Source organism: Actinoplanes sp. M2I2 (assembly GCF_023544445.1).
Classification (GTDB): Bacteria; Actinomycetota; Actinomycetes; order Mycobacteriales; family Micromonosporaceae; genus Actinoplanes.
Window position 1 is genome coordinate 568,103 of the sequence record NZ_JALPVJ010000002.1, and the last position, 22,003, is coordinate 590,105.

At 72.9% G+C, this 22,003-nt stretch carries 20 protein-coding genes; 6 read left to right on the forward strand and 14 right to left on the reverse strand.

What is annotated here, in order from left to right:
- Positions 1-315: 315 nt before the first annotated feature.
- Entirely contained in the window at positions 316-2,607 is a 2,292-nt protein-coding gene (locus HJC40_RS06480; protein ID WP_249999038.1) for a glycoside hydrolase family 9 protein, read from the reverse strand.
- Positions 2,608-2,697: 90 nt separating this feature from the next.
- On the reverse strand, positions 2,698-5,280 hold the full coding sequence (locus HJC40_RS06485; RefSeq protein WP_249999041.1) for a tetratricopeptide repeat protein: 2,583 nt from the start codon (positions 5,278-5,280) through the stop codon (positions 2,698-2,700).
- 363 nt (positions 5,281-5,643) lie between these two features.
- Between HJC40_RS06485 and HJC40_RS06490 the strand changes: the two genes are divergently transcribed.
- Positions 5,644-6,300 (forward strand): DUF4142 domain-containing protein, encoded by a 657-nt coding sequence (locus HJC40_RS06490; protein WP_249999043.1) that lies wholly within the window; start codon positions 5,644-5,646, stop codon positions 6,298-6,300.
- Positions 6,297-6,965, forward strand: a complete 669-nt coding sequence (locus tag HJC40_RS06495; protein ID WP_249999045.1) for a class F sortase — start codon at positions 6,297-6,299, stop codon at positions 6,963-6,965. The genes HJC40_RS06490 and HJC40_RS06495 overlap by 4 nt, the downstream gene beginning before the upstream one ends.
- Here HJC40_RS06495 and HJC40_RS06500 read toward each other — a convergent pair.
- The gene (locus HJC40_RS06500; protein WP_249999047.1) at positions 6,885-7,505 is read right to left on the reverse strand and encodes a GNAT family N-acetyltransferase; all 621 of its coding nucleotides are present in this window, start codon (positions 7,503-7,505) and stop codon (positions 6,885-6,887) included. The two genes, HJC40_RS06495 and HJC40_RS06500, sit on opposite strands and share 81 nt — an antisense overlap.
- Positions 7,506-7,720: 215 nt before the next feature.
- On the opposite strand from HJC40_RS06500, the gene HJC40_RS06505 reads away from it, so the two are divergent.
- Positions 7,721-8,266 carry an NfeD family protein gene (locus HJC40_RS06505; protein ID WP_249999049.1) on the forward strand — a complete coding sequence of 182 codons (546 nt, stop codon included), beginning with the start codon at positions 7,721-7,723 and terminating at the stop codon, positions 8,264-8,266.
- Positions 8,267-9,778: a flotillin family protein gene (locus tag HJC40_RS06510; RefSeq protein ID WP_249999051.1), complete on the forward strand. Its 1,512-nt coding sequence runs from the start codon at positions 8,267-8,269 to the stop codon at positions 9,776-9,778.
- Position 9,779: 1 nt separating this feature from the next.
- Here the strand turns inward: HJC40_RS06510 and HJC40_RS06515 are convergent, their stop codons facing one another.
- From HJC40_RS06515 to HJC40_RS06565, 11 genes are all read right to left on the reverse strand, one after another.
- Positions 9,780-10,871 (reverse strand): hypothetical protein, encoded by a 1,092-nt coding sequence (locus HJC40_RS06515; RefSeq protein WP_249999053.1) that lies wholly within the window; start codon positions 10,869-10,871, stop codon positions 9,780-9,782.
- Between the two features lie 105 nt (positions 10,872-10,976).
- Positions 10,977-11,666: a Tolloid-like protein 1 gene (locus HJC40_RS06520; RefSeq protein ID WP_249999055.1), complete on the reverse strand. Its 690-nt coding sequence runs from the start codon at positions 11,664-11,666 to the stop codon at positions 10,977-10,979.
- A gap of 15 nt (positions 11,667-11,681) precedes the next feature.
- Positions 11,682-12,956 (reverse strand): serine protease, encoded by a 1,275-nt coding sequence (locus HJC40_RS06525; protein WP_249999057.1) that lies wholly within the window; start codon positions 12,954-12,956, stop codon positions 11,682-11,684.
- A 1-nt stretch (position 12,957) separates the two neighbouring features.
- Complete coding sequence (locus HJC40_RS06530) at positions 12,958-14,073, reverse strand: hypothetical protein (RefSeq protein WP_249999059.1); 1,116 nt, start codon at positions 14,071-14,073, stop codon at positions 12,958-12,960.
- A gap of 2 nt (positions 14,074-14,075) precedes the next feature.
- Positions 14,076-15,179, reverse strand: a complete 1,104-nt coding sequence (locus tag HJC40_RS06535; RefSeq protein ID WP_249999061.1) for a protein phosphatase 2C domain-containing protein — start codon at positions 15,177-15,179, stop codon at positions 14,076-14,078.
- A complete protein-coding gene (locus tag HJC40_RS06540; RefSeq protein ID WP_249999064.1) occupies positions 15,166-15,921 on the reverse strand; it encodes a VWA domain-containing protein in 756 nt (251 codons plus the stop codon). Before HJC40_RS06540 ends, HJC40_RS06535 begins: the two co-directional genes overlap by 14 nt.
- Positions 15,918-17,339: a DUF4407 domain-containing protein gene (locus tag HJC40_RS06545; protein ID WP_249999066.1), complete on the reverse strand. Its 1,422-nt coding sequence runs from the start codon at positions 17,337-17,339 to the stop codon at positions 15,918-15,920. Before HJC40_RS06545 ends, HJC40_RS06540 begins: the two co-directional genes overlap by 4 nt.
- Positions 17,336-17,971 carry a hypothetical protein gene (locus tag HJC40_RS06550; protein ID WP_249999068.1) on the reverse strand — a complete coding sequence of 212 codons (636 nt, stop codon included), beginning with the start codon at positions 17,969-17,971 and terminating at the stop codon, positions 17,336-17,338. Before HJC40_RS06550 ends, HJC40_RS06545 begins: the two co-directional genes overlap by 4 nt.
- Positions 17,972-18,119: 148 nt before the next feature.
- Positions 18,120-19,076: a D-2-hydroxyacid dehydrogenase family protein gene (locus HJC40_RS06555; RefSeq protein WP_249999070.1), complete on the reverse strand. Its 957-nt coding sequence runs from the start codon at positions 19,074-19,076 to the stop codon at positions 18,120-18,122.
- A 25-nt stretch (positions 19,077-19,101) separates the two neighbouring features.
- Entirely contained in the window at positions 19,102-19,713 is a 612-nt protein-coding gene (locus HJC40_RS06560) for a class F sortase (protein ID WP_249999436.1), read from the reverse strand.
- Between the two features lie 26 nt (positions 19,714-19,739).
- Entirely contained in the window at positions 19,740-20,567 is an 828-nt protein-coding gene (locus tag HJC40_RS06565) for a DUF4397 domain-containing protein (protein ID WP_249999072.1), read from the reverse strand.
- 157 nt (positions 20,568-20,724) lie between these two features.
- On the opposite strand from HJC40_RS06565, the gene HJC40_RS06570 reads away from it, so the two are divergent.
- Positions 20,725-21,303 (forward strand): RNA polymerase sigma factor, encoded by a 579-nt coding sequence (locus HJC40_RS06570; protein ID WP_249999074.1) that lies wholly within the window; start codon positions 20,725-20,727, stop codon positions 21,301-21,303.
- Positions 21,257-21,982, forward strand: coding sequence for an anti-sigma factor (locus tag HJC40_RS06575; RefSeq protein ID WP_249999076.1), 726 nt, complete (start codon positions 21,257-21,259; stop codon positions 21,980-21,982). Before HJC40_RS06570 ends, HJC40_RS06575 begins: the two co-directional genes overlap by 47 nt.
- The last annotated feature ends 21 nt before the right edge of the window (positions 21,983-22,003 follow it).

Consider the following 22,003-nt stretch of genomic DNA (forward strand, 5'->3'; position numbering starts at 1 on the left):
GCCACGCCCTGACTCCGACTTTGGCGGCAGCTGAGCACCGGGTTGGACGGGTGCAGCCACGCCATGCCCCGGCCCCACTTCGAACAGCGGCCGAAGGGTAGGGCGGGTGCAGCTACGCCGTGGCCCAGCCCGGGCAGCAACAAACGGTCGGGTTGGACGGGTGGAGCCACCCCGTGACCCGGCCACGACTTCGGACAGCGGCCGACGGCCGGGTTGGACGGGTGCAGCCACGCCCGGCCCCGACTTCGAACAGCGGCGTGTTCGAGAGGCGGAGCAGGGCCGCGGCGTGGCCGGCGGCTACTTCGCAGGCGTGCCTCAGGCCGACGTGCACGCCGTGCCGTTGAGGGCGAACGACGCCGGCCGGGGGTTGCTGCCGGTGTGTGTGCCGTTGAAGCCGAAGCTCACCGTCGCGCCCGGGGCCAGGCTGCCGTTCCAGGTCGTGTTCGCCGCGGTGACCTGGGTGCCCGACTGGGTCACCGTCGCCGACCAGGCCTGGGCGACGCGCTGCCCGGCCGCGTACGGGAAGGTGAGAGCCCACGCGCCGACCGCGGCCGGGCCGTTGGTGAGCGTGACCGTCGCGGTGAAGCCGTTGCTCCAGTCGGTCGTCGAGTAGGCCACCCGGCAACCCGCCGGTGGGGTGGGGGTCGGGGTCGGCGTCGGGGTGGGGGACGGCGACGGCGAGTCGGACGGCAGGGGCGGCGTCGGGGTCGGGCCGGCCGGGCCGGGCTCCGAGCCCCACACCCGGGTCGCGCCGTCGTACAGGGTCACGCCCGGGTTGGCGCCGGCCGCCGCCTGGTAGGACGGGTCGTCGGTGGGATCCCACGTTCCGCCCTCGACGACGCCGATCTTGAGCTGCACCTCCATGCGGTGGGCCGACTGGCCGGCCGGCGCGATGGTGTGGCCCGTGCAGTCGACCTCGACGTACCAGACGTCGCCCGCGTACTGCTTGGCGCCGGTCGGCCCGGGGCAGCCCTGGGTGTACGGCGACGACACCGTCAGCGCCGCGTCGCCGTCGCGGGTGAAGTAGTAGCGGAACTTGCCGGCGGTCAGGGCGCGGGCCGGGAACGCCGACTTGTTGTAGACGACCGCCTTGATCCCGGTCGACCGGGTCTCGTTCTGCGTGATCGTGGTCTCGACCGACAGCTCGGGAAGGTCCGGCCTCTCGGCGACGGGGAAGCCCGCGGCGGGCGCGCCGCCGTACTCGCCGTAGAGCCGGGCCAGCGCCGAGGTGAACCCGGCGTTGTAGTCGGTCGCCACCTCGTTCATCACGTAGTCGCCGCGGCTGTCGGTGTATTTGTCGTCCGGCGCCGACGGTCCGCCGACCAGGGCTCCGTACAGGACGTGCCGCGTCTGTTCCGGCACCTGCTGGCTGTCCCACCAGGAGCCGTGCGCCGTACGGTGGTGGGGGTTCCGGGGCGAGCCGGCGCCGAACCCGATGACGTAGCTGGCGTTGCGCGGGTTGGCCCCCAGCGCGTAGTCGATCTGCTTGACCGCGAAGTCGTGATAGCGCTGTTTCCGGGCCGCGTCGCTCAGCGAGTCGCTGTGCACCAGCGCGACGAACGCGGTGTTGGCGGCGTAGCGCAACGCTCCCCACGTGTCCACGACGACCATGCCGCCGGGGGAGGTGCGGACCTTCTCCCCGTTGACGCCCACGGTGAACCAGTCCAGCCAGCGGTTGGCGTCGTCCGCGTACTTCTGCTTGCCGGTCAGCCGGGCGAGCAGCACGTAGTTGCCGTACTGCTTGTTGTCCCAGGAGATCGTCCACTTGTACATCTTGGTGCTCGTCTGGTTCTCGTTGCCCTGCGCGTCGTAGCCGGCTTCGGCCTTGGCCAGGTACGTCGCGTCGCCGGTGGCCCGGTGCAGCCAGATCGCGCCCCACACGAGCTCGTCGGCGTAGCCGCTCCACGAGCGGTAGAACGAGGTCACGTCGGTGATGCACTCGTGATAGCTCTTCCGGACGGTGTCGGCGAACGTGTAGAGCTGCTTCGCGTGGGTGAGCAGGGTGTCCGCGTACGCGGCGTCGGTGGGCCGGAAGACCAGGGAGCTGGCGGCCATCGCGGCCGCCGTCTCGGCCGCCAGCTCGGTGCCGCCACAGCTTGCGTCGATCTTGTACGCCGGACGGGCCATCGGCATCACCTCGGCCGGACCCCACCACTTGTGGTCGTCGTCGCCCTTGCCCACCTGTCCATAGAGCACATTGGCCGACGGGTGGGCCTTGATGAAGTAGTCGTTGGGCACCCGGAGGTTGTTCAGCAGGTGGGTCAGCTGGCCGGAGCTCGCGTAGGCATCCCTGTTCTCGACCGCGCCCCAGGCCAGCATCGTGGTGGTGAACGCCATCGGCAGCCCGAACTTGACGTGGTCGCCGGCGTCGAACCAGCCGCCGGTCAGGTCGAGCCCGACGTCGGAGCCGTCGCGCATCGCCGAGTCGCCCCGCCAGGACACCCGGTTCCACGCCGGCTTCTTGCCCGCGACCTGCGCCTCGTAGAAGAACAACGACTTCTGCAGCGCCTCCCCGTAGCTGTAGGCGGGTGCCGCGGCCGCGCTGGGCGGGGCAACCAGCCAGACCAGACCGAGGACGAGGGCGGCCAACGCGGCGCGCAGTTTCATGGGCACCTCCGGTATTGACTGTCATCGTTACATGGGAGCGCTCCCAGCACAATGACGACCAGCCGGGCCGTGCGCGCCGAGGGAATGCTGTCAGTCGAGCTCGGCGATCCGGGCCCGGATCCGGTCGGCTTCCACCGGGTCGAACTCGGCGTACGTGGCCAGAGCCCGCTCGTAGTGCCCGCGGGCCTCGCCGGGGGAGCCCAGCGTCCGGTGAGCCTCGGCGAGCCCCGCGTGGGCCTGCGCCTGCGGGGCGCGTACGCCGAGCTTGTCGGCCAGCGTGAGGGCGGCGGTGTGGTGGACCAGGGCGGCACCGGGTTGTCCGGCCGCGAGCGCGGCCGCGCCGAGGCCGTTGAGCACGTGGGTCTCCCCGTCCTGGTCGCCCAGCTCCCGGACGATGACCAGCGCCTGCCGGTGGTGATCGAGGGCCTGGCCGGGCTGGTCGAGCCGGGTGTGCAGCATGCCGAGACTGTCCAGCACGGTGGCTTCGCCGGCCCGGCTGCGCACCTGGCGGAACAGGTCGAGCCCTTCGCGCAGGTGCTCGCCCGCCGCCTCGTACCGCCCCGAGGTGAGCTCCACGGCGCCCAGCGTGTTGAGCACGAAGGCGGCGCCGTGCCGGTCGCCGCTCTGCCGGGCCAGCGTCAGGGCGTCCTCGCAGTAGCCGATCGCCTCGGGGATGCGCCCGGCCCGGTCCATGGCCATGCCCAGGACGTTGAGCGTCAGCGCTTCCCCCACCTGGTCGGCGGTCCGGCGGAACAGGGCCAGGGCCTCCTGCCAGTGCTCGATGGCGGTCCCGTAGTCGCCCGACCGGTCGGCCAGCATGCCCAGGTTGTGCCGGGCGACGGCCTGGCCGACCGGATCGCCGACCTGCCGGAACACCTCGAGGGCGGAGCGCAGCAGGTCGGCGCCGTGCTCGGTCTGTCCCATCCGCAGGTGCACGATGGCGATGCCGGTCAGGGCGTGCCCCTGCCCGGCCAGGTCGTCGCTGTCCCGGCTCGCGTCGAGGGCGTGGCCGTGCACGGTGAGCGCGTCGGTGTTGTCGGTGCCCTGCAGGTAGCGGTAGAGGGTGCGGGCGAGCCGGGTGGTGTGCCCGGGCCAGCCGTGCGCGGCCGTGTGCGCGGCCACGGCGACCAGCGTGGGACGTTCGAGGTCGAGCCAGGCCGAAGCCTTGTCCGGAGCGGACAGATCGGGAGCCGGCGTGCGGGTCGGCGTGATGTCCGGCCGGCGGTGGGCCTCGGCCGGGTGCAGCGTGTTCATGGCGGCCGCGGCGCCGGCCAGGTAGTGGTCGAAGAGCCGGGTCATCGCCTCGCGGCGCACCGGGGGAGCATCCTGGTCGCGCGCACGCGTGCCGGCGTAGGCGCGGACGAGGTCGTGGAACGTGTGCCGGCCCGGGCCGGCCGGCTGCAGCAGGTGATCGCGGCCGAGGCTGTCCAGGCCCGCCCGTGCGGCCGGCAGTTCGATGCCCGCGAGCGCCGCCGCCGCGTACACGTCGAAGTCCTGACCGGGGTGCAGGGCGGCCAGCCGGAAGAGCCGCTGCTGGTCGTGCGGGAGACCCTGGTACGACAGGTCCAGGGCCAGCTCGACGCCGCTGTCGAGGCGCCGGTCGCGGTGGCGTTCGTCGAGCCGGTCGGCGTGGTCGGTCAGCGTCCACCCCGGCGTACCGAGGATGTGACCGGCGATCAGGCTCAACGCCAGCGGCAGGTGACCGGCTCGCCGGGTGATCCGGGCCGGTGCCTCCGGATCCGTGCCGACGGGAACCCCCGGCAGCGTGCCGGCGAGGAAGGCCAGCGCCTCGGCCGGGGTGAACGCGTCGACGGTGAGCCGGGTGGCCGGCTCGAGCTCGGCCAGGCTGCGCCGGCTGGTGACCAGCGTGCGGCAGCCCGCGACGCCCGGCAGCAGCGGGCGCACCTGGTCGGCGGTGGACGCGTTGTCGAGCACCACCAGCGTCCGGCTGCCGGTGAGCCGCTCGCGGTAGGCGGCGACCCGGGCCGGCGGGTCGTGCGGGATCTCCTGGCCGGGCACGCCGAGCAGGCGGAGGAACCCGTCGAGCACGGCGTGCGGATCGGCCGGCGGCTGCGAGCTGTCCGGGTGGAAGCCCCGCAGGTTGACGAACAGCACCCGATCGACCGCGCCGTCGCGGATCAGCTGATGCCCGGCGTGGACGGCAAGCTGGGTCTTGCCCACGCCGGCCATCCCCTCGATCGCCGAGATCACGACCGCGCCGCCGTCGCGCAGGGCCCGGCGCAGCCGGTCGAGCTCGACGGACCGCCCGGTGAACCCGTCGAGGTCCCCCGGCAGGGTGTCCTGGACGCGGACCTGGGCCACCGCCTCGGTCTCCCCGTCGATCACCCGCAGGGCCTGGCGCCATTGGGTCACGTACCCCACGTCGGAGTGCAGGGCCTCGACCACCGCGATGACGAGATCGGGATTGAGGCGTCGCCGGCCGGGCGTGAAGATGCTCGCCACGGTCGACCGGCGGGTCAGTTCGCTCTCCGGTCGTCCCGCCGCGGTCCAGACCGCGTTCACCCGGTCCTTGATCATCTCGTACGAGGGGTCGCCCGCCCACACCTTGAGCAGCCGCAGCCGCTCGACCAGGTCGTCGAGCGTGGTCGCCCCGTCCGGGTCGGGCAGCGTGGCGAACGTGTCCGCGGTCGGTACCGGTTCCTGCGACGGCATCGCTCACTCCAGGTATCGACGGCTCGGACGACCGAGGCTAGGGCCTGTATCGATCACCGTCCAAATTCGTCCAGACTTCGCCCGCGCCGGGGTCGCGACGCCGAGACTCGGTGCCGAGCCTGCTCAACGACGAGCGACACTGGCCACGGGGGTCAAGGAGCCTCGCATCCTTGGTCGGCCAGTCCTCACGATCGGCCCCGTCGCTCAGCGACGGGGCCGTTCGCCTGTCCGTACCCCGCCGAGACGAGCGTTTACGCTGGTGAGAGCACGTCTCAGAAGTTGCGTCGATTTTTGCGTCGGTCGGCGCATGCTCCCCGGATCGCCGGGTATCCGCCTCTCGCTCCCAACGAGAGGAACGGACGAATGATGATCAAACGAGTCGCGCTGGCCCTCGGCCTGGCCGGGATGTTCCTGGTTCCCGCGACCGCGGCCCAGGCGGCACCCTCCGACCAGGACGCCGCCTACCTGCGGGCGGCGCACCAGTCGAACCTGGCCGAGATCGCCGGTGGCAAGCTGGCTCAGCAGAAGGGCGCGAGCGAGGAGGTCAAGGACCTCGGCGCCCGGTTCGTCGCCGACCACACCAAGCTGGACGCCGCCGTGCGGCAGACGGCTTCCCAGCTCGACGTCGACCTGCCCTCGGCCCCCAACGAGAAGCAGCAGGCGCTGGCCGCGCGCTACCAGGCCACGTCCGGCGACGACTTCGACGCGCTGTTCGTGTCGACGCAGATGGACGCCCACATGGCGGCCATGGCCAACGGCCAGAGGGAGATCGCCCGGGGCAACGACGCCGCGGCCAAGAAGAACGCGCGGGATGCCGCCCCGGTCATCGCTTCGCACCACGAGCTGCTCGACAACGCCGCGCGGGAGCTCGGCGTGCCCGCCAGCATCGGCACGGGGACCGGCGGCCAGGCCGCGGACCGCACCTTCACGACTCCGGTCGTGGCGCTGCTCTCCCTGGGCGTCCTGCTGATGGTGGCCGCGGCGGTGCTGCTCCGGCGGCGCCGCCCGGTCCAGGCGTGACCCACGCCGTAGCCGGCGGCCGGCGCGCGGCGGGCTGGGCGGCTCTCGCCGCCGGCCTGTCGGCGTCGGTCGCCGGCGTGGCCCTGGCCGTCCACTCGGGACGGCAGGTCGACGACGCCGGCGCGGTGCCCGCCGCGGCCGCCGTCAGCGCCGCGCCCGCGCCGGCGCCGGTGTCCTCGGCGCCCGCCGCCCGGCGCAGCCCGGCGGCGTCGGTGCCGGCTGCTCCGGCATGGGCCGCCCCGGCCGGCGTGACGATCGGCAAGCTCAAGGTCGACGCCCCGGTCCAGGCCGTCGGGGTGCGGCCCGACCGCTCGCTCGCCGTGCCCGACGACCCCTCCCGGCTGGGCTGGTGGATCGGGTCGGCGACGCCCGGCTCGCCGCGCGGGACGGTCGTGATCGCCGGTCACGTGGACACCGCCGAGGACGGCCCCGGCGCCCTGTTCCGGCTGGAGACGCTGCCGCTGGGGGCGACGATCGAGGTCCGGGCCGGCGACCGCGTCGTCGCGTACCGGGCGGTGGCGCGACGCAGCTACGCCAAGCAGCGACTGCCCGCCGATCTCTTCGCGCCCGGCACCGCGCCGCGTCTAGCTCTGGTCACGTGCGGCGGAACGTTCCACAACGGCGTCTACAGCCACAACGTCGTCGTCTACGCCGAGCCGGTCTGACCCGTCGCGGCCCTGGGAAAGGGCGATCCAGTAACGCTTCATCGTGCCCAGCTCGGTGTCGCGGACGTCCTCCAGCACCCCGCCCCGGCGCTCGATCGTGCGCGCCGACGCCACGTTGCCCACCTTGCAGGTGACCAGCACCCGGTCCAGCCCGAGCCGGCGCGCCTCGCTCAGCATCTCGCCGAGCGCCCACGAGGCCAGCCCGCGCCGGCGGGCCGACGGCCGGACGCTGTAGCCGATGTGCCCACCGGCGTCCAGCAGCAGCGCGTTCAGCTCGTGCCGTAGCGCGATCGACCCGAGCACCCGGTCGTCCTCGACCACCCACCGATAGGTGCAGTGCACCCAGCCCTCCGCGGGGACCACCGCCGGGTCCTCCTCGCCGGTCAGCTTGTCGACCCAGGCCGCGAAGCCGGGCCCGGAGTCGACCTCGTCGGCGGGCCGCAACCCGGCGCCGTCCTGATGAACGCCGCGGCCGAAGTCGTCCCGGCACTCCAGCCAGCCGGCGTGCAGCCGGGTCGTCGGTCTGATCAGCTCGGGCATGCGGCCGATGATATCGCCGCGATCGCCCTGGCCGCGGCGTAGCGGGAGTACCGGATCGTCCTGCTGCCGCTCGGGCCGGCCTGCCGCGACTCCGAAGGCCTGTTGTCCGCGCGCCAGCCAGAAAGTCCGGCCGCCGCAGCGGCGCATCCGGCCGGTCCGCGCTGGCGTCGATGAACTACCCTGACCTCGGCGTTCGGGCGGGGGAGGGCGGGCCGATGGCGACGGCGACCTTGGTTTTCCTGGTGCTCGGCGGGGCCGGTGTGGTGGCTCTCGCGCTGGCCCTGCTCGGCGGCGAGCTGCTCAGCGTCCTGCACTTCGGTGAGGGGCCGGTGTCGCTCGAGGTGGTCGCCGGTTTCCTGGGCGCGTTCGGCTTCGCCGGGGCGATCGCGGCCGAGGTGCTGAACGCCGGCACGCCGGGGCCGATCGCCGCGTCGGCGGCCATCGGCCTGGTCGCCGCGGCCCCGACCGCCTGGCTGGCCCTGCGCCTGTCGTGGGCGGCCCGCACCATGCACACCGACGCCACTCCCCGCCGCCAGGATCTGGTCGGCTCGCTCGGGGTGGTCGTCACCGCCGTGCCGGCCGGGACAGGTTACGGCGAGGTCCGCATCCGGCTCGGCGGGCAGCCGGTCAAGCTGTACGCCCGCGCCCACCACCCCATCCCGGCCGGCGCCCACGTCTTCGTCATCGAGGCGCCGTCCGACACCAGTGTCGTCGTCGAGGAAACCCTTCGGGTCGATGAGACCCTCCACCCTGGAGCGTAGATGTCACCTCTGCTCATCGCCGTCGGCGGTGCCGTACTCCTTGTCATCCTGCTCATCCTGTTCGTGCTCTCCCGCATCAAGGTGGCGGGGCCCAACGAGGCTTTCATCATCACCGGCCGCAAGGGCCGCACGACGCAGTCGGCCGACGGCACCAGCAGCACCGACATGTCCGGGCAGAAGGTCGTCATGGGCGCCTCGGTGTTCGTCCTGCCGGTCGTCCAGAAACTGCAGTCGCTCGACCTGTCCAGCCGCCGCATCGATGTCAGCATCCGCGGCGCGGTGTCCAAACAGGGCATCCGGGCCGAGCTGCACGGCGTGGCCATCGTCAAGGTCGGGGGGAACGAGGGCGCCATCCGCGCCGCCGCCCAGCGCTTCCTGCACCAGCAGGCCGAGATAGAGGAGTTCACCCGCGAGGTGCTGGCCGGCGCGCTGCGGTCGATCGTCGGCCGGCTCACCATCGAGGAGATCATCCGCGACCGGGCCGCGTTCGCCAGCGCGGTGGCCGAGGAGGCCGAGCACTCGATGACCAACCAGGGTCTGGTGCTCGACGCGTTCCAGCTGCAGGACATCGTGGCCGAGGGGTCGTACCTGCAGGATCTGGGTCGTCCCGAGGCGGCCCGCGTGCTCAAGGACGCGGCCATCGCCGAGGCCCGCGCCCGGCAGCAGGCCGAGCAGGAGCGCCTGCTGGCCGAGGAGGCGATCGCCGAGGCGCAGCGCAACCTGTCGCTCAAGCAGGCCGGCATCCAGGCCGAGATCGACGCGGCCAAGGCGAAATCGGCCGCGGCGGGCCCGCTGGCTCAGGCCGAGCGCGAGCAGATCATCCTGGCCGAGCAGCAGAAGGTGGCCGAGCGCAACGCCGAGCTCAAGCAGCGTCAGCTCGACACCGAGGTGCGCAAGCCGGCCGACGCCCAGCGTTACAAGGTCGAGCAGGAGGCCGAGGCCGCCCGCGCCGCCGCCGTGCTGGGTGCGGACGCGCAGCGCCAGGCCGTCATCGCGGCCGCGCAGGCGTCGGCCGAGCAGGCCCGCCTGACCGGTGAGGGTGAGCGGGCCCGCCGGGCCGCGCTGGCCGAGGCCAACGCCATCGAGGGCGCCAAGGAGGGTGAGGCCGAGCAGCGCCGGCGCACCGCGATCGCCGAGGCGATCGAGCGGGAGGGCACCGCCGAGGCGGCGGCCATCCTGGCCAAGGGTGGGGCGGAGGCCGAGGCGATGGCCCGCAAGGCCGAGGCGTTCGCCGCGTACGGCGAGGCGGCCGTGCTCGACCTGCTGGTCCGGGTGCTGCCCCAGGTCGTCGAGGCGGCCGCCGCGCCGATGGGCTCGATCGACAAGATGACCGTCATCTCGACCGACGGCGCGTCGTCGCTGACCAAGTCGGTGGCCAACAACGTCGCCCAGGGCCTGCAACTGGGCACCGACCTGACCGGCATCGACCTGACCGCTCTGCTCGGCAAGCTGGGCGCGAACGCGACTCCGGCCACGAACGGCAAGCCCGCCGAGCTCGAGTCCGAGCGCTGATCTAAGGCGTCCAGACCCGGGTGACGCCGACCAGCGTTCCGGACGGGCTCGCGCCACCGAAGATCACCAGGTCCGCACCGGCGGCGACCACGGCGTAACCGCTGAGGTCGTCGCCGGGTGGCGGCGGAACCCGTTGCCACGTACCGCTGCCGGTGTCGAGCACCCATTCGGCCAGGCTCGGATAGAGGGCGGTGCCGCCGGCCCGGGCGCCCGAGCCGAGGGCCTCGCCGGCCGGCGGATCCGGCAGCGGCGACCAGGCGCCGGTGGCGATCTCGACCCGGCCCCCGTACGGATAGGTCCGCCCCCAGTTGCCCACCCGCCCACCGTCGGCGCCGCCGAGCGCGGGGTTGACCAGCGAATCGCCGGCCACGATCCACGGCCCGGTCGACAGCATGGGGAGTTCGGGCAGCCGCCGCCACGAGCCTTTGTCCACGTCCAGAGTGGCGGCCCGGACGAGCGGGGGCCCGTCCACGCCGGGGTTCGGGATCAGCTCATGGTCGAAGAGCAGCAATTCCCGCCCGGTCCAGGCCATCGCCCGGTCAAAGGCTGCGCCCAGCGGGTCGTCCGGCAGCGCGGACCAGCGTGCCGTCGCCGGGTCGAGAAGGAAGTCCGGGGCCGCGCCGTCCTCGTCGCTGCCCCGGTAGGCCACCAGCCGTTCCCCGGCCGCCACGAGCTGGTAGCCGGCCTGCGGGTCGAACGGCGCCCGGAGCCGGGACCAGCTGTCCCGTTCGACGTCGTGGACGAGCAGCTCCCGCTCGGCCCGATGCGGCAGGACGTACGCCTTCGAGCCGAGGACCACTCCCTGTCCACCCTTCAGCGGCACCGGAGAGGCGGCGATCGTCCGCCAGCGCCCGGTGACCGGTTCGAGGGCGGCCCCGTCGGCGAGCGGCGTCGGGTCGTCCGGGCAGTCGGCGTTGGGCGGGCACGGCGGCGCGTCGCTCCCCCCGACCAGCAGCACCTCCCGGCCGGTCCACAGGGCCAGGGTCTGCTCGCGCGGCCCGAGCGGCCCGCCGGGCACCTCCCGCCACCCCGCCCGGCCCGGCCCACGGTGTTCCCGCGCCGCGCAGGCCCCCACCGGGAGAACAGCGCCCATGGCGGCGACGATCAGTGTCCGGCGACCCAGTCCCATGCTCGTTCGACCCCCCCACCGCCTCATCGGTTCCCCGCACAGCCTCCGGACGTCGTGTTCCGGACGGACCTACGGATAGATCTGCGCGGCGAAAGCCCGATCGGTGGCGGAAAGTTCGACATTCTCGGGGAAGGTCCGTCCGTCCAGCGTCCACTCAGGAGGGAAAGCGTAAAGCATGATCGAGTGGGGATCGAAGGCCGTGTACTGGGTCCGCGTGGTGTGGTAGCGGTCGAAGACGTTGACGGCGACGTCGGCCATCGACCAGAAGTTGGGCGGACCGGCCAGCGTGTTCAGCACCACCGGCCGGTTCCAGGCGATGCCGGCGGCCGGCGACGAGTGTTCGTGCACCAGGCCGATCGCGTGGCCGAACTCGTGGCGGGCGATCCGGGCCAGCCGCGACGGTCCGGCTGTGCCGGCCTCCGCGAGGCACATGGTGGGGTGGTCGGCGGGGTACGACCGGGGGTTGCGGCTGGTCGTGCCCAGCGCCGACCAGTTGCCGGCGCCGCGGAAGGTGATCCGCAGGTCCGCCGGGCCGGTGTCGACCACCGTGAGACTCAGGTTGGCGTGCTCGGTCCACGCCCCGGCGGCCGCCATCACACGGGCTCGCAGGTCCGGGGGGCCGTCCAGGAACCGGACGGTGAGCGCCGTGCCCGTCGGCCAGTAGTACGCGGCGTCGCCGCACGCCTCCTCGCCGAACTCGGTCCCGGGGTCGGGGAGGTCGAGCAGGCCGGGGATGCGGTCAACACAGATGAACGACATGGGGTGTCTCCCGGGTCAGGTGTTCAGCAGTCGGTCATGGCCCTGGGCGCGGAGGTGGCGGGCGATCACCTCGATCGGGACCGCCTCGTTGCGGCGGTCGTCGCAGCCCGAGCGGTGCAGCCCGAGCAGGGTGAAATCGAAATCGAGGCAGGGGGCGCCGGAGGAGCCGCCCAGCGTGTTGACGCGGTGGATCAGGCGGTTGCCGCGCACGTCCACCAGCCCGTCGGGCGCCATCGCCATCTTGAGCGGACCACCGTTCGGGTGCTGCAGGATCAGCAGCTGTGACCGGGCGGGCCGGATACCGGTGCCGGGTGAGAGCCGTAGCCAGCCCCGGACGCCGCCGGACGCCGAGTCGTCCCGGTCCCGGCCGACCGGCGCGTTCAGGCGCACGAGGGCGTAGTCGAGCCGCTCGCCTCCCGTCCTCCGGTGTTGCTGGCGGTCGGGCGGGCTGCTCGCGACGTTCCAGCGGCGGGCCAGGCCGGCCTCGCGTCCCCGATCCACGTGGTCGCCGACGACCCGGTAGCCGAACCGGAAGCGTACGGCGGAGGGCGGCGACTGCCCGGTCAGCACGTCGGCCAGCACGTGATAGTTGGTCAGCACCAGGTCGGGGCCGACCAGGAATCCGGTGCCGTGCACCTTGCGCCGGGGTGCGTCCACCTCGATCCGGCAGATCCGCCGGCTGTTCTCTTGCAGCTTGCGCCCGAAGTCGTCGGGATCCTGGAAGCCGGCCGCGAGGTCGACGATGCTCTCGTCGAGCACCGGCGCGGGATCTGGTCTTTCGTCGTCCGGGACCTCCGGCCGGTTCCATCCGACCGCCTGCGCCAGCTCGGGCAACCAGCAGAACTGCTCGGCGTACGCGACCACTCGGGCGGCCACCTTGTCCATCGCCCGCGGGCCGCCCAGATCGCGCAGCTCGACACTGCATCGGGCGGCCAGCATCTGCTCGAGGTCGCCGTAGGTCGGACAGCTCTCGCGCAATGCCTGGGCCAGCGTCATCCGGTCGTCGCGGGCGCGGTGCGACCGCGGTGAGCTCGCCATCCGCACGTGGCGGCCGGTCAGCGGCGTCGCCTGGACGCAGACCCGGGCGCCGTCGATCTCCAGGCCGGTCGTGGCCGGGTCGTCGGTGTAGAGATACCAGCCACCGATCAACCGGACGATGAAGCCGGCCCGGCCCGGTCCCCGTGGATCACCGCTCAGGGCCAGTCCGCCGGCGACCGTCTGGATGTACCCCACCTGTCCGTCGCGCAGCCGGAGACGGGACTCGCCGGCCTCGACGATCAGTTCGCTCATCTCAGACGACCACGCTGACCAGCAGGGTGATCAGACAGAGCGCGGCCACTCCGATCGCCGCCACCAGTTGTCGCGTCCGCGCGGAGCCGGCCGGCGGCGTCCACGACCGGGAGCGGATCTCCGCGGCGGGGAAGCGCCGGACCGGCGACGCGGCCACGACGTCCGGGCCGCCGAGGCGCGGTGGCTCGGGCAGGGGGAGGCGGGGCAACCCGGTGCGTGGCAGCAGCGGACCCCCGACGGGGTTCCAGCCTTCGCAGGCCGGCCGACGGTCCGGCATGCGGACCCAGGCGCGGGCCGGCTGCCGCCACAGGTCACCCAGCCGGGCCCACTCCTCGACCGCTCCCGGGCCACTCTCGCAGGTGCGGGCCGCACAGAGGAACAGGGCCACGGGCTCGGTCAGTTCACGGCACAGGGAACCGAAGGTGGCGTCCTCGTCGAGGGTAGCGATCTCGGCGACGTCCAGGTCGAGCGTCGTGGTGACGATGATCTGAGCCAGCCGGGCGTAGTCCACCTCGGGTCGCGGCCGGTCGACATCGGGGATCACGTCGCGCATCTGGTCGGGAGCAAGGTTGGCCGGCAGCACGGGCTCCCAGTGCTCGCCGGTCATCGAGTCGCAGTCGACCAGGTAGACGCCGGCGCCGGTCGCCCGCACCAGGACGTTGTAGGCGTGCAGGTCGTTGATCACCACCCCGCGCCGGTGGAACCACGCCACCGCGGCGATCAGATGGCCGAACGCGTTCAGCTTCACCGGCGTCGGCCGGTCATGCGCCAGAGTGTCCAACGTGCGCGGTTGCCGCCCGGCGATGAAGTCGGGAGGCGCCTGCGGCACCAGCAGTCCGGTCAGGCGGTCGCCCTCCCACACCAGGTGACGCACCCAGGCCGCCCCGTTGTGCAGCCAGGCCCGCTCGTCGGCGGAGCGTTCGCGACGCCAGTCGAGCATCTTCCGCAGCGGCTGCGGGCGTACCGCGTCCCGCAGCTCGTCGTGGTACCGCTTGAAGAGGTACGGCCGTCCGGCGTACGTCACCTGGCTGACCTTCGCCGTGCCACCCTCTTCCAGATCGAGCGGCTCGGCCGTGGTGGCCGGGGTCAGCTCGTCGAGGCGGACATCCGGCGCCACGGTCAGCCCACCCACACGGCGACGACGCCCCGATCGTCCGACTCGTCGTCCTCGTCCTGGGCGACCACCCGGAGGAACTCCAGCGGCGCCGGCGCAGCGCGCAACTCGGCGGCCATCCGCTCCGTCCACCCTCCGGGGCGGCCGATCGGCTCGGCGAAGCCGTCGGTCGCCAGCAGCAGCATGTCGCCGCGGGCCAGGTCGCGCTGCCCGGTGCGGGGGGAGGGGTCGGTCGGCAGATCACGGGTGGCCGAACTGACCGGGCCGTCCCCGGCCGCGCCCCGCTCGACGTGGACGGCCGACCATCGGCCGTCGTGCAGGACCCAGCCCTCGGAATCGCCGACGCCGTGCACGGTGAGCCGGACTCCGGCGCCGGCCGGGACGAGCTCGGCGACGACCAGCGTGGTGCCGGCGTCCACGGACACCGCGGGGCCGAAGTGACGGAGCAGCCCGTCGGCCACCGCTGTGAACAACTGCGGACCCAGTTGCGCGAACGACCGGCTTCCGGGCCGATTGAGACAGAGCTTGAGCGAGGCCCGGACAGCCTCGCGGGCCAGCGGTCCCGAGGCGGGCAGCGAGCCGAGGCCGTCGGCGACGGCGACGAACAGCGCGCCGGTCGCCGGGTCCCAGGCGGCGCCGACCGCGTCCTGACCGTCGCTGCCGTCCGCACAGTGCATTCCGCCGCGCCAGGCGGCCCCCCGGACGTGCATCCGGTGGTCCGACCCCGGCGGCGCACACCAGCCGTGGAACAGGGCCGCATGCGACCGGCAGTCGACGATCGTTGTCGGCGGCAGCGGCGGTTCCTTTCCCCGTGCGGCGGGCGGGACCCGTGGCGCCGGTGCGGGGGACGCCGGTCGGAAGGGCGGCGGCTGCACCACCGGCATCGTCGTCGGTGGCGCGGCGAGGCCGGGCGCGACGGTGACGGCTGCCGCGGCCGGCTCGGCCGGGCGGCGGAAGGTCAACCGCGGGCGCCACCGCTGCCACCAGCGCTGACGCGGCCGCCGGGGTTTCCGCGACATCAACGCGGCCACCATCAGGACGGCTATCAGCAGCGACAGCATGGTCAGCATGAACAACGCGAGCAGACGGTTGAACTCAGCGGGGTGCATCGCGGGCCGCCCTCTCCATGCCGTCCGGTGTGGTCATGAGCCGATCACCCGCGCGTACCGATCGCTTGATGCTCGCCGTGATGCACTGGTGGATGCTGGTCGCCAGGCCCGCGGCCGACGTTCCCGGCTTGGCCAGGAAGGCGTTGCGGCGATCGCCGTGTGCGGCGCCGGTGGCGAGTTCCCACAGGGTGCCCTGATGCTCGGGCCGCACGCTGATCGCGGCGATCCAGGCCTGCATCGGGCCGTCGACCAGCCGCTCCCGCTGGCGTTGCCAGGACGACTGCGGCTGGTTCCGGCCGTCCACGTAGGGCGCGCCGTCGGTGATGATGAAGACCAGCGGCGGCCGGATCTGAGCCTGGTGGCCGAGGCGGTTCGCGCTCAGGTTGATGCGCTGGAAGTCTTCGGGATGCGTGTCGGCGAGGTAGCGCAGCGCCTCCGCGTAGTCGGTGTCGTGTCCCGGCTCCAGATCGGGGAAGGATTTCACCAGGCTCAGCGGTGTCATCTCCCGCAGCACCTGCACCCGCTCGCTGAACGCCAGCACCTTGATCCAGACGGTCGGCTTGGCCCAGGCGGCGCCCTGCAGGCCGAGGACCAACTCATTGATCATCGGCCCGAAGGCGTCGAGCGAGCTCCGGCCGTGCCGGTCGGGACGCCGCATCGACTCCGAGACGTCCAGCAGCAGATAGATCGGATACTTGCGCAGGACCGTGCGCCGGGTGTCCGCGGCGTCGTCGAGCCTCACCGGTCGCCCCAGGTGACGGTGCTGGGCCTGTCCTGCCAGGTCTGCTCGGCCTCGGCCGCAGGCGCCTGGTGCGGCACCGGCGGTGGCTCGGCGACGGTCTCCGGCGGCGCGGTGATCTGCATGCTCAGCGTGGGCGCCTCCCCGATGATCTGCAGGGTGCGGCGCTCGACCTCGTCGTGCATCGCGGTGTCCATCGCCCGGCGTTCGCGCATGGCTTCCCATCGGACCCGCTCACGGCCCGCGCGGAACTGCATGAGGTAGCTCTCGTGCAACAGCTTGGCACCGTACGAGTCGCGCTCGGCGAGCGCCTGGTTCACCTCGAACTGGCTCCGTTTCTGACGGCTCAGCCGGTCGGCGACGATCTGGTCGTACGTGGTGACGCCGCCGAGCATCTTGACCAGCACCGGCAGGGAGTCGATCAGGATGAGGAAGATGCGCAGAGCCCATTCGCCGGCCCGGGCGTACCCGTTGTCGGCAGTGATGAGACCGAGGGTGCGCATCCGCTCGAGCAGGCCGAGGTCACGCTGACGGTCCCGGGCCTCGGCCACTTCACGCGCGATCATCGTCTTGCGGGCGGCGACAAAGGTGTCCGCGTCCTTGCCGATCGTGCCGGTCAGCGCGCCGATCCGGCTCTCCAGAGCGGCCAGCTCGTCGATGTTCTCCTTGATGCGGTGGTCGGTACGGTACTGCTCGGCTGTGTCCCGCAGTCGCCGGCAGCTCGGCCCGACGCCGAACCGGCCGGACAGGCCCGGACCGTCGGTGCCGTTGCACTCCTTGGCCGCCTCCGCCTCGAGATCGGCCAGTGCTTTGCTGTCGCGCTGCACGGTGGCCCTCACCGAGGCGATCTGCGCTGTCAACCCGGCGATCTCGCCCTGCTTGCCCTCGGCCGACGCCTCGGCCACGGCCAGCCTCCGGCCTTCGCATCGCGGTCCGGCCGGGGTCGCCGCGGTGCCCGGCACCGGATTGCAGGCCAGCAGGTCGCTTTCCAGCGTCAGCAGGACGTTCTTGCGATCCTCGGCGGCGCGTTCGACCACCGTCGCGTCGAACGCGACCAGGACCAGCGGTTCGGCGACGACCACACCGACCGCGGCGGCCAGCACCAGGCGGGGCAGCAACCGGACAATCCGTTCACCGGCCCGTACGCCGGCCGCCGAGGCCATCAGCCACCGGTCGACGCTGAAGACGAAGGCGCCCCACAGCAGGACGAAGACCGTCGCGTACGGAGGAAATCCGTCGAACACGAACGCGAGCGCGACCGACATGGAGAACATGGCGATCAGCGCCGTACCGATCACGACGCCGCCCATCGCGGTGTAGCGCGTGCGCTCGGTGGCGATCCCGTCGAGGATGTCCTCGTCCACGCCGGTCGCCCGGCGCAGCAGCAGTGCGACCTTCCCGCCGCGTTCTTGTTCGGTCACGGCTCGGGCCACCAGTAGTTCTCACTCTCGCCACCGGCGGGAGCCGGCGCGGCCGGCACTGCATCCGTCGTCGCGGCCCCGACCTCGACGTCGACCAGGGCGGCGTCCATCCCGGAGATCATCAGAGGTTGCAACTCCGCGTAGGCCGTGAACATCGCGATCATCCGGCGCTTGAACGCGGACCATTCGGCCGGCCGGCGCAGCGGCATCACCAGCGACGTCATCCGGATCTGCGGATATGCCAGCAGGTAGTGGATGAGCAGCGGTTCCAGGTCGGTGACGCCCTCGGCGAGAAGCTGGACCGGGTCGTCGACCCGGCACCGGAACCGGGCGCCGATCCGTACCTCCAGTCCCGGCTCGCACGACGGCAGCGACGTGGCCGCGCTGACCATGCGCGGCGCGATCGACACGACGTGCAGCGCGATGGCGTCCCGCAAACCGGGGTCGCCGCGCCGGAGCCCGTACTCGATCTTGCGGTAGCCGCCGCCGGACTGCGCGACCAGGCACGACCCCGGCCGCGGCGCCGGCACGTCGGCAACGACCGGCGCGAACCAGCGGCGGACCCGTGGCCCGGGCGCGGCGATCGGCACGGAGGCCAGCACGGGATATGGATCGTGGTCTTCGTCGTCCACCCTTGCTCCCCTTCCGCCGGAACACCCGTGCACCGGATAACGGGGGTGCGGCGACGAGGTGGCGGCGATCGGAGAACTTCGAACTTTCGTCGTCGTGGGCGGTACGTTCGGGGGAGCCGGGCGAGCCAGGGTCAGCGGCCTGGCGAACTCACGGCGTGAGCACCCGCACCGGCTCGCCGGCCCGCCAGGCGGTGATGTCCTCGACGGCCTGCTCGTACATGCCGCGGTAGCTGTTCTCGGTGACGTAACCCAGGTGGGGCAGCAGCACGGTGTGGGGCGCGCCGCGCAACGGGTTGCCGAGGGGGAGCGGCTCGACGTCGTAGACGTCCAGGCCGGCGCCCGCGATCGTGCCGGCGGTCAGGGCGGCGACCAGCGCGGCCTCGTCGACGATCGGGCCGCGGGACGTGTTGATCAGGACCGCGGACGGTTTCATGGCGGCGAGCTCGGCCGCGCCGATCAGACCGGTCGTCCGCTCGCTGAGCTTGAGATGGATGGTCAGCACGTCGGCGGCCGCGAACAGCTCGTCGCGGGACACCAGGGTCGCGCCGGCCTCGGCGGCCCGCTCCGCGGTGAGGTGCTCGCTCCAGGCGATCACCCGCATGTCGAAGGCCTGGCCGATCCGCGCCACCTGGGTGCCCAGCCGGCCGAGCCCGAGCACGCCCAGGGTGCTGCCGGCCAGGTCGGCGCCCATGGTGGTCTGCCAGCGGCCGTCGCGCAGGGCCCGGTCCTCGGCCACGACGTGCCGCCGGCAGGCCAGGATGAGGGCCCAGGCGAGCTCCGCGGCGTTCGAGCTCTTCGTGGCGCCGTACATGACCGTTCCGCTGACCGTGACGCCGTGCGCCGCGGCCGCCGTCAGGTCGATGGCCGCGTTGGACATGCCGGTGGTGACCAGCAGGCGCAGCGCCGGCAGCCGTTCGAACAGCTCGGCCGGGAACGCGGTCCGCTCGCGCATCGCCACCACGACCTCGGCGCCGGCCAGGGCGTCGATGAGCTCCTGGCCGGCGACGTGCTCGTGCAGCACCTCGACCCGGGTGTCGGGCAGGGTGTCGAACGTCCCGTACTTGCGGGCCACCCGCTGATAGTCGTCCAGCACCACGATCTTCATGACTGTCACCGTAGTGCGCGTCCGGCTACGCCCGGGGGACGGCGGTGACCACCACGTTGTCGCGATAGTGCTTGGTCGCGGCGTCGAACGGGCCGCCGCACGTGATGAGCGTCAGCCGTACCTCGCCGTCGCGGGCGAAGTACTTCTCCAGCGGGATCGCCGTCTTGCGGTACCGCTCGCGCGCGGTCACCTCGAACGCCCGGTCCTTGCCGCCCGGCCCGGTCAGCGTCACGACGTCGCCCGCCTCGAGCGAGCCGAGCCGGAAGAACGCGCCCTTGCCCTCGGCCGCGCTGTCCACGTGCCCGGCGACGACGATGGACCCGGCCGGCGCCGAGAAGCCCGGACCGAACCGGTACCAGCCCACCCGGTCGACGCTCGGGGGAACGGCGAAGTCACCGGTCCGCTCGTCGATTCCGACCGCCGCGACCTTCGCGTCCAGGCGCAGGGCCGGGATGCTCAGCCGGACGGGGGCGTCGGCGCCGGTCGTGGGCGGCGAACCGTCCGAGACCGGTACCCGGACCGGGGCGGGCGCCGAGGACGGCGCGACAGCCACCGGCGTGGCGAAGTCCGCCGCCGGCTGGGACTGGCACGCGACCACTCCGCTGACGGCGACCAGGCTGACGCCCAGCGCCACCATCAGCACGGCCCGCCCCGGTCCGCGACTCACCGGCGGCGTCCGACGGCGAGGCGGGTCAGACCGGCCAGGGCCAGCAGGATGCCGGCCGCGCCCACGCCGTACCAGGGCAGCGACAGGCCACGGTCGGCCTGGCCGCCGTTGCCCGACGGCACGCCGCCCGGCGCCGAGTGCAGACCGGTGATGCTCTGCGTGACCAGGTCGAGCGTCTCGTCCTCGGCCGAGCCGACCGCGTACACGATGGTCGCGGCGCCCTCGGCCAGGTCGAGATCGGCCGGGCCGAGCACCCGGGTGTCGGTGCCGGCCAGCACGACGTCGGCCGAGACGGTGCCCGCGTCGAGGTCGGCCTTGCCCTCCTTGCCGTTGGTCACACCCTCGAAGACGGGCTCGCCCCCGGCCCGGATGTCGACGGCGGGCGCCGCCGCGGCGTGCCGCACGATGAGCCGCGTCTTGCCCGCCGCGAGCTTGGCGGTGTCGTTGACGAACGGCGTCAGGGCCGGCTTGCCTCCCGCGTCCAGGTGCGCGACCAGGCTGATGTTGGCGTCGGCCGGCACCTCGGCGTCGTTGACGGTCAGCAGGGCGCTGCCGATGGCGTCACCGGGCTTGGTCAGCGCGATGTCGTACTGCCCGGCCGGCAGGCTGAGCGGGCCGGCGACCTTGCCGGGCTGGAACCCGGGCACGGTCTTCTCGCCGTTGACGTAGACGTCCACCGGCTGACCGGGAATGCCGTGCACGACCGTCACGCTGGCGTTCGCCTTGGCGTAGGCGGGACCGGACGCGAACGCGCCGGCGGTGCCCAGCGCGATCAGGGCGACCGCGCCTACCGTGGCCGCGCGCCGGACGGGGATGATGCTCATCGGGACTCCCTCACAGGACTGCGTCATGGATCGTTACGCCTGTCCTTCGCCGGCACGGCGGCGGATGGATGCGGGTCCGGCGGAAAAGAATCCGGTGCATCCACGGGGGCGCCGGCGAGCGAAGGAACGGGTGGACAGGTGTGCGGGAGGGAGGTCGATGAATTCCGACGACGAGCTCGCCGAACGCTTGCGCGACGGCGACGACAAGGCGTTACGCATGGTCTATGACCGGCACGGCGCCGCCGTTCTCTACCTGGCTCAGCGCTTGCTGGGCAATCGGGCCGATGCCGAGGACGTCACGCAGGTGACGTTCGTGGCCGCGTGGACCGGCCGGGACAGCTATGACCCGCAACGGGGCACGATGCTGGGCTGGCTGCTCGGGATAGCGCGGCGTAAGGCCGTCGACCGGATGCGCACGGCGGCGCGCGACGAGCGGGTGGCCGAGACGGTACGAGCCCAGCTTGCGCCGCCCGACGAGCGGGAGACCCCGGAACGGGTCGTCGACCGGCTGGTCGTGGCCGACGAGATGGACCGGCTGCCCGAGGAGCAACGGCGCACCCTCGAGCTGGCGTTCTTCGACGACCTCACGCATCCCCAGATAGCCGCCGTGACCGGATTGCCGCTCGGCACGGTGAAAAGCCATATCCGCCGGGGTATGGCCAACCTGCGACGTCGTTGGGAGGTGGACGGTGCAACATTTGGATCCCGATCGGCTGGTCGTACTCGCGCTCTCTGAGGAGCCCGGGCCGAGCGAGTCGGATCACCTGGACGACTGCCCCGGCTGCCGCGGCGACCTCGCGACGCTGCGCGATGTCGCCGACCTGGGCGCCGAGGGACAGGACCTGCGGGGCCTGCCCACGCCGCCGGAGCACGTCTGGCAGGCCATCGAGGCCGAGATCGCGCCCGACGTGGCGCGGGCCGCGGCGCCCGCCGGAGTCACCGAGCTCGCCGGGCACCGGGCCCGGCCCCGGCGGCCGAGGCCCCGCTGGCTGACCCCGCTGCTGGCGGCGGCGGCCGCGGCGGTGGTCGCGGTGGCCGGCACGGTCGCGGTCGACCGGATCGCCGGCCGGGCCCCGGTGGAGCAGGTCGAGGCCCGCGCGACGCTCACCCCGCTGGCCACGGTGCCGGCCGACGCGAGCGGCAGCGTCCGGGTGCTCTCCGGCGGCCGGATGCAGATCGACGTCCGCAACCTGCCGCTGACCACCGGCTTCCACGAGGTGTGGCTGATCGATCCGGACGACCTCAGCAAGATGGTCGCCCTCGGCAACCTGGCCGACCAGCCGGACGTGCTGTTGCCGGTGCCGCCCGGCACCGACCTCAACCGCTACCGCCTGGTCGACGTCAGCGACGAGCCGCACGACGGCGACGCGACCCATTCGGGACGCAGCCTGTTGCGCGGGACGCTGACGTCCTGAGCGCAGGCGCCGCCCCGGGAC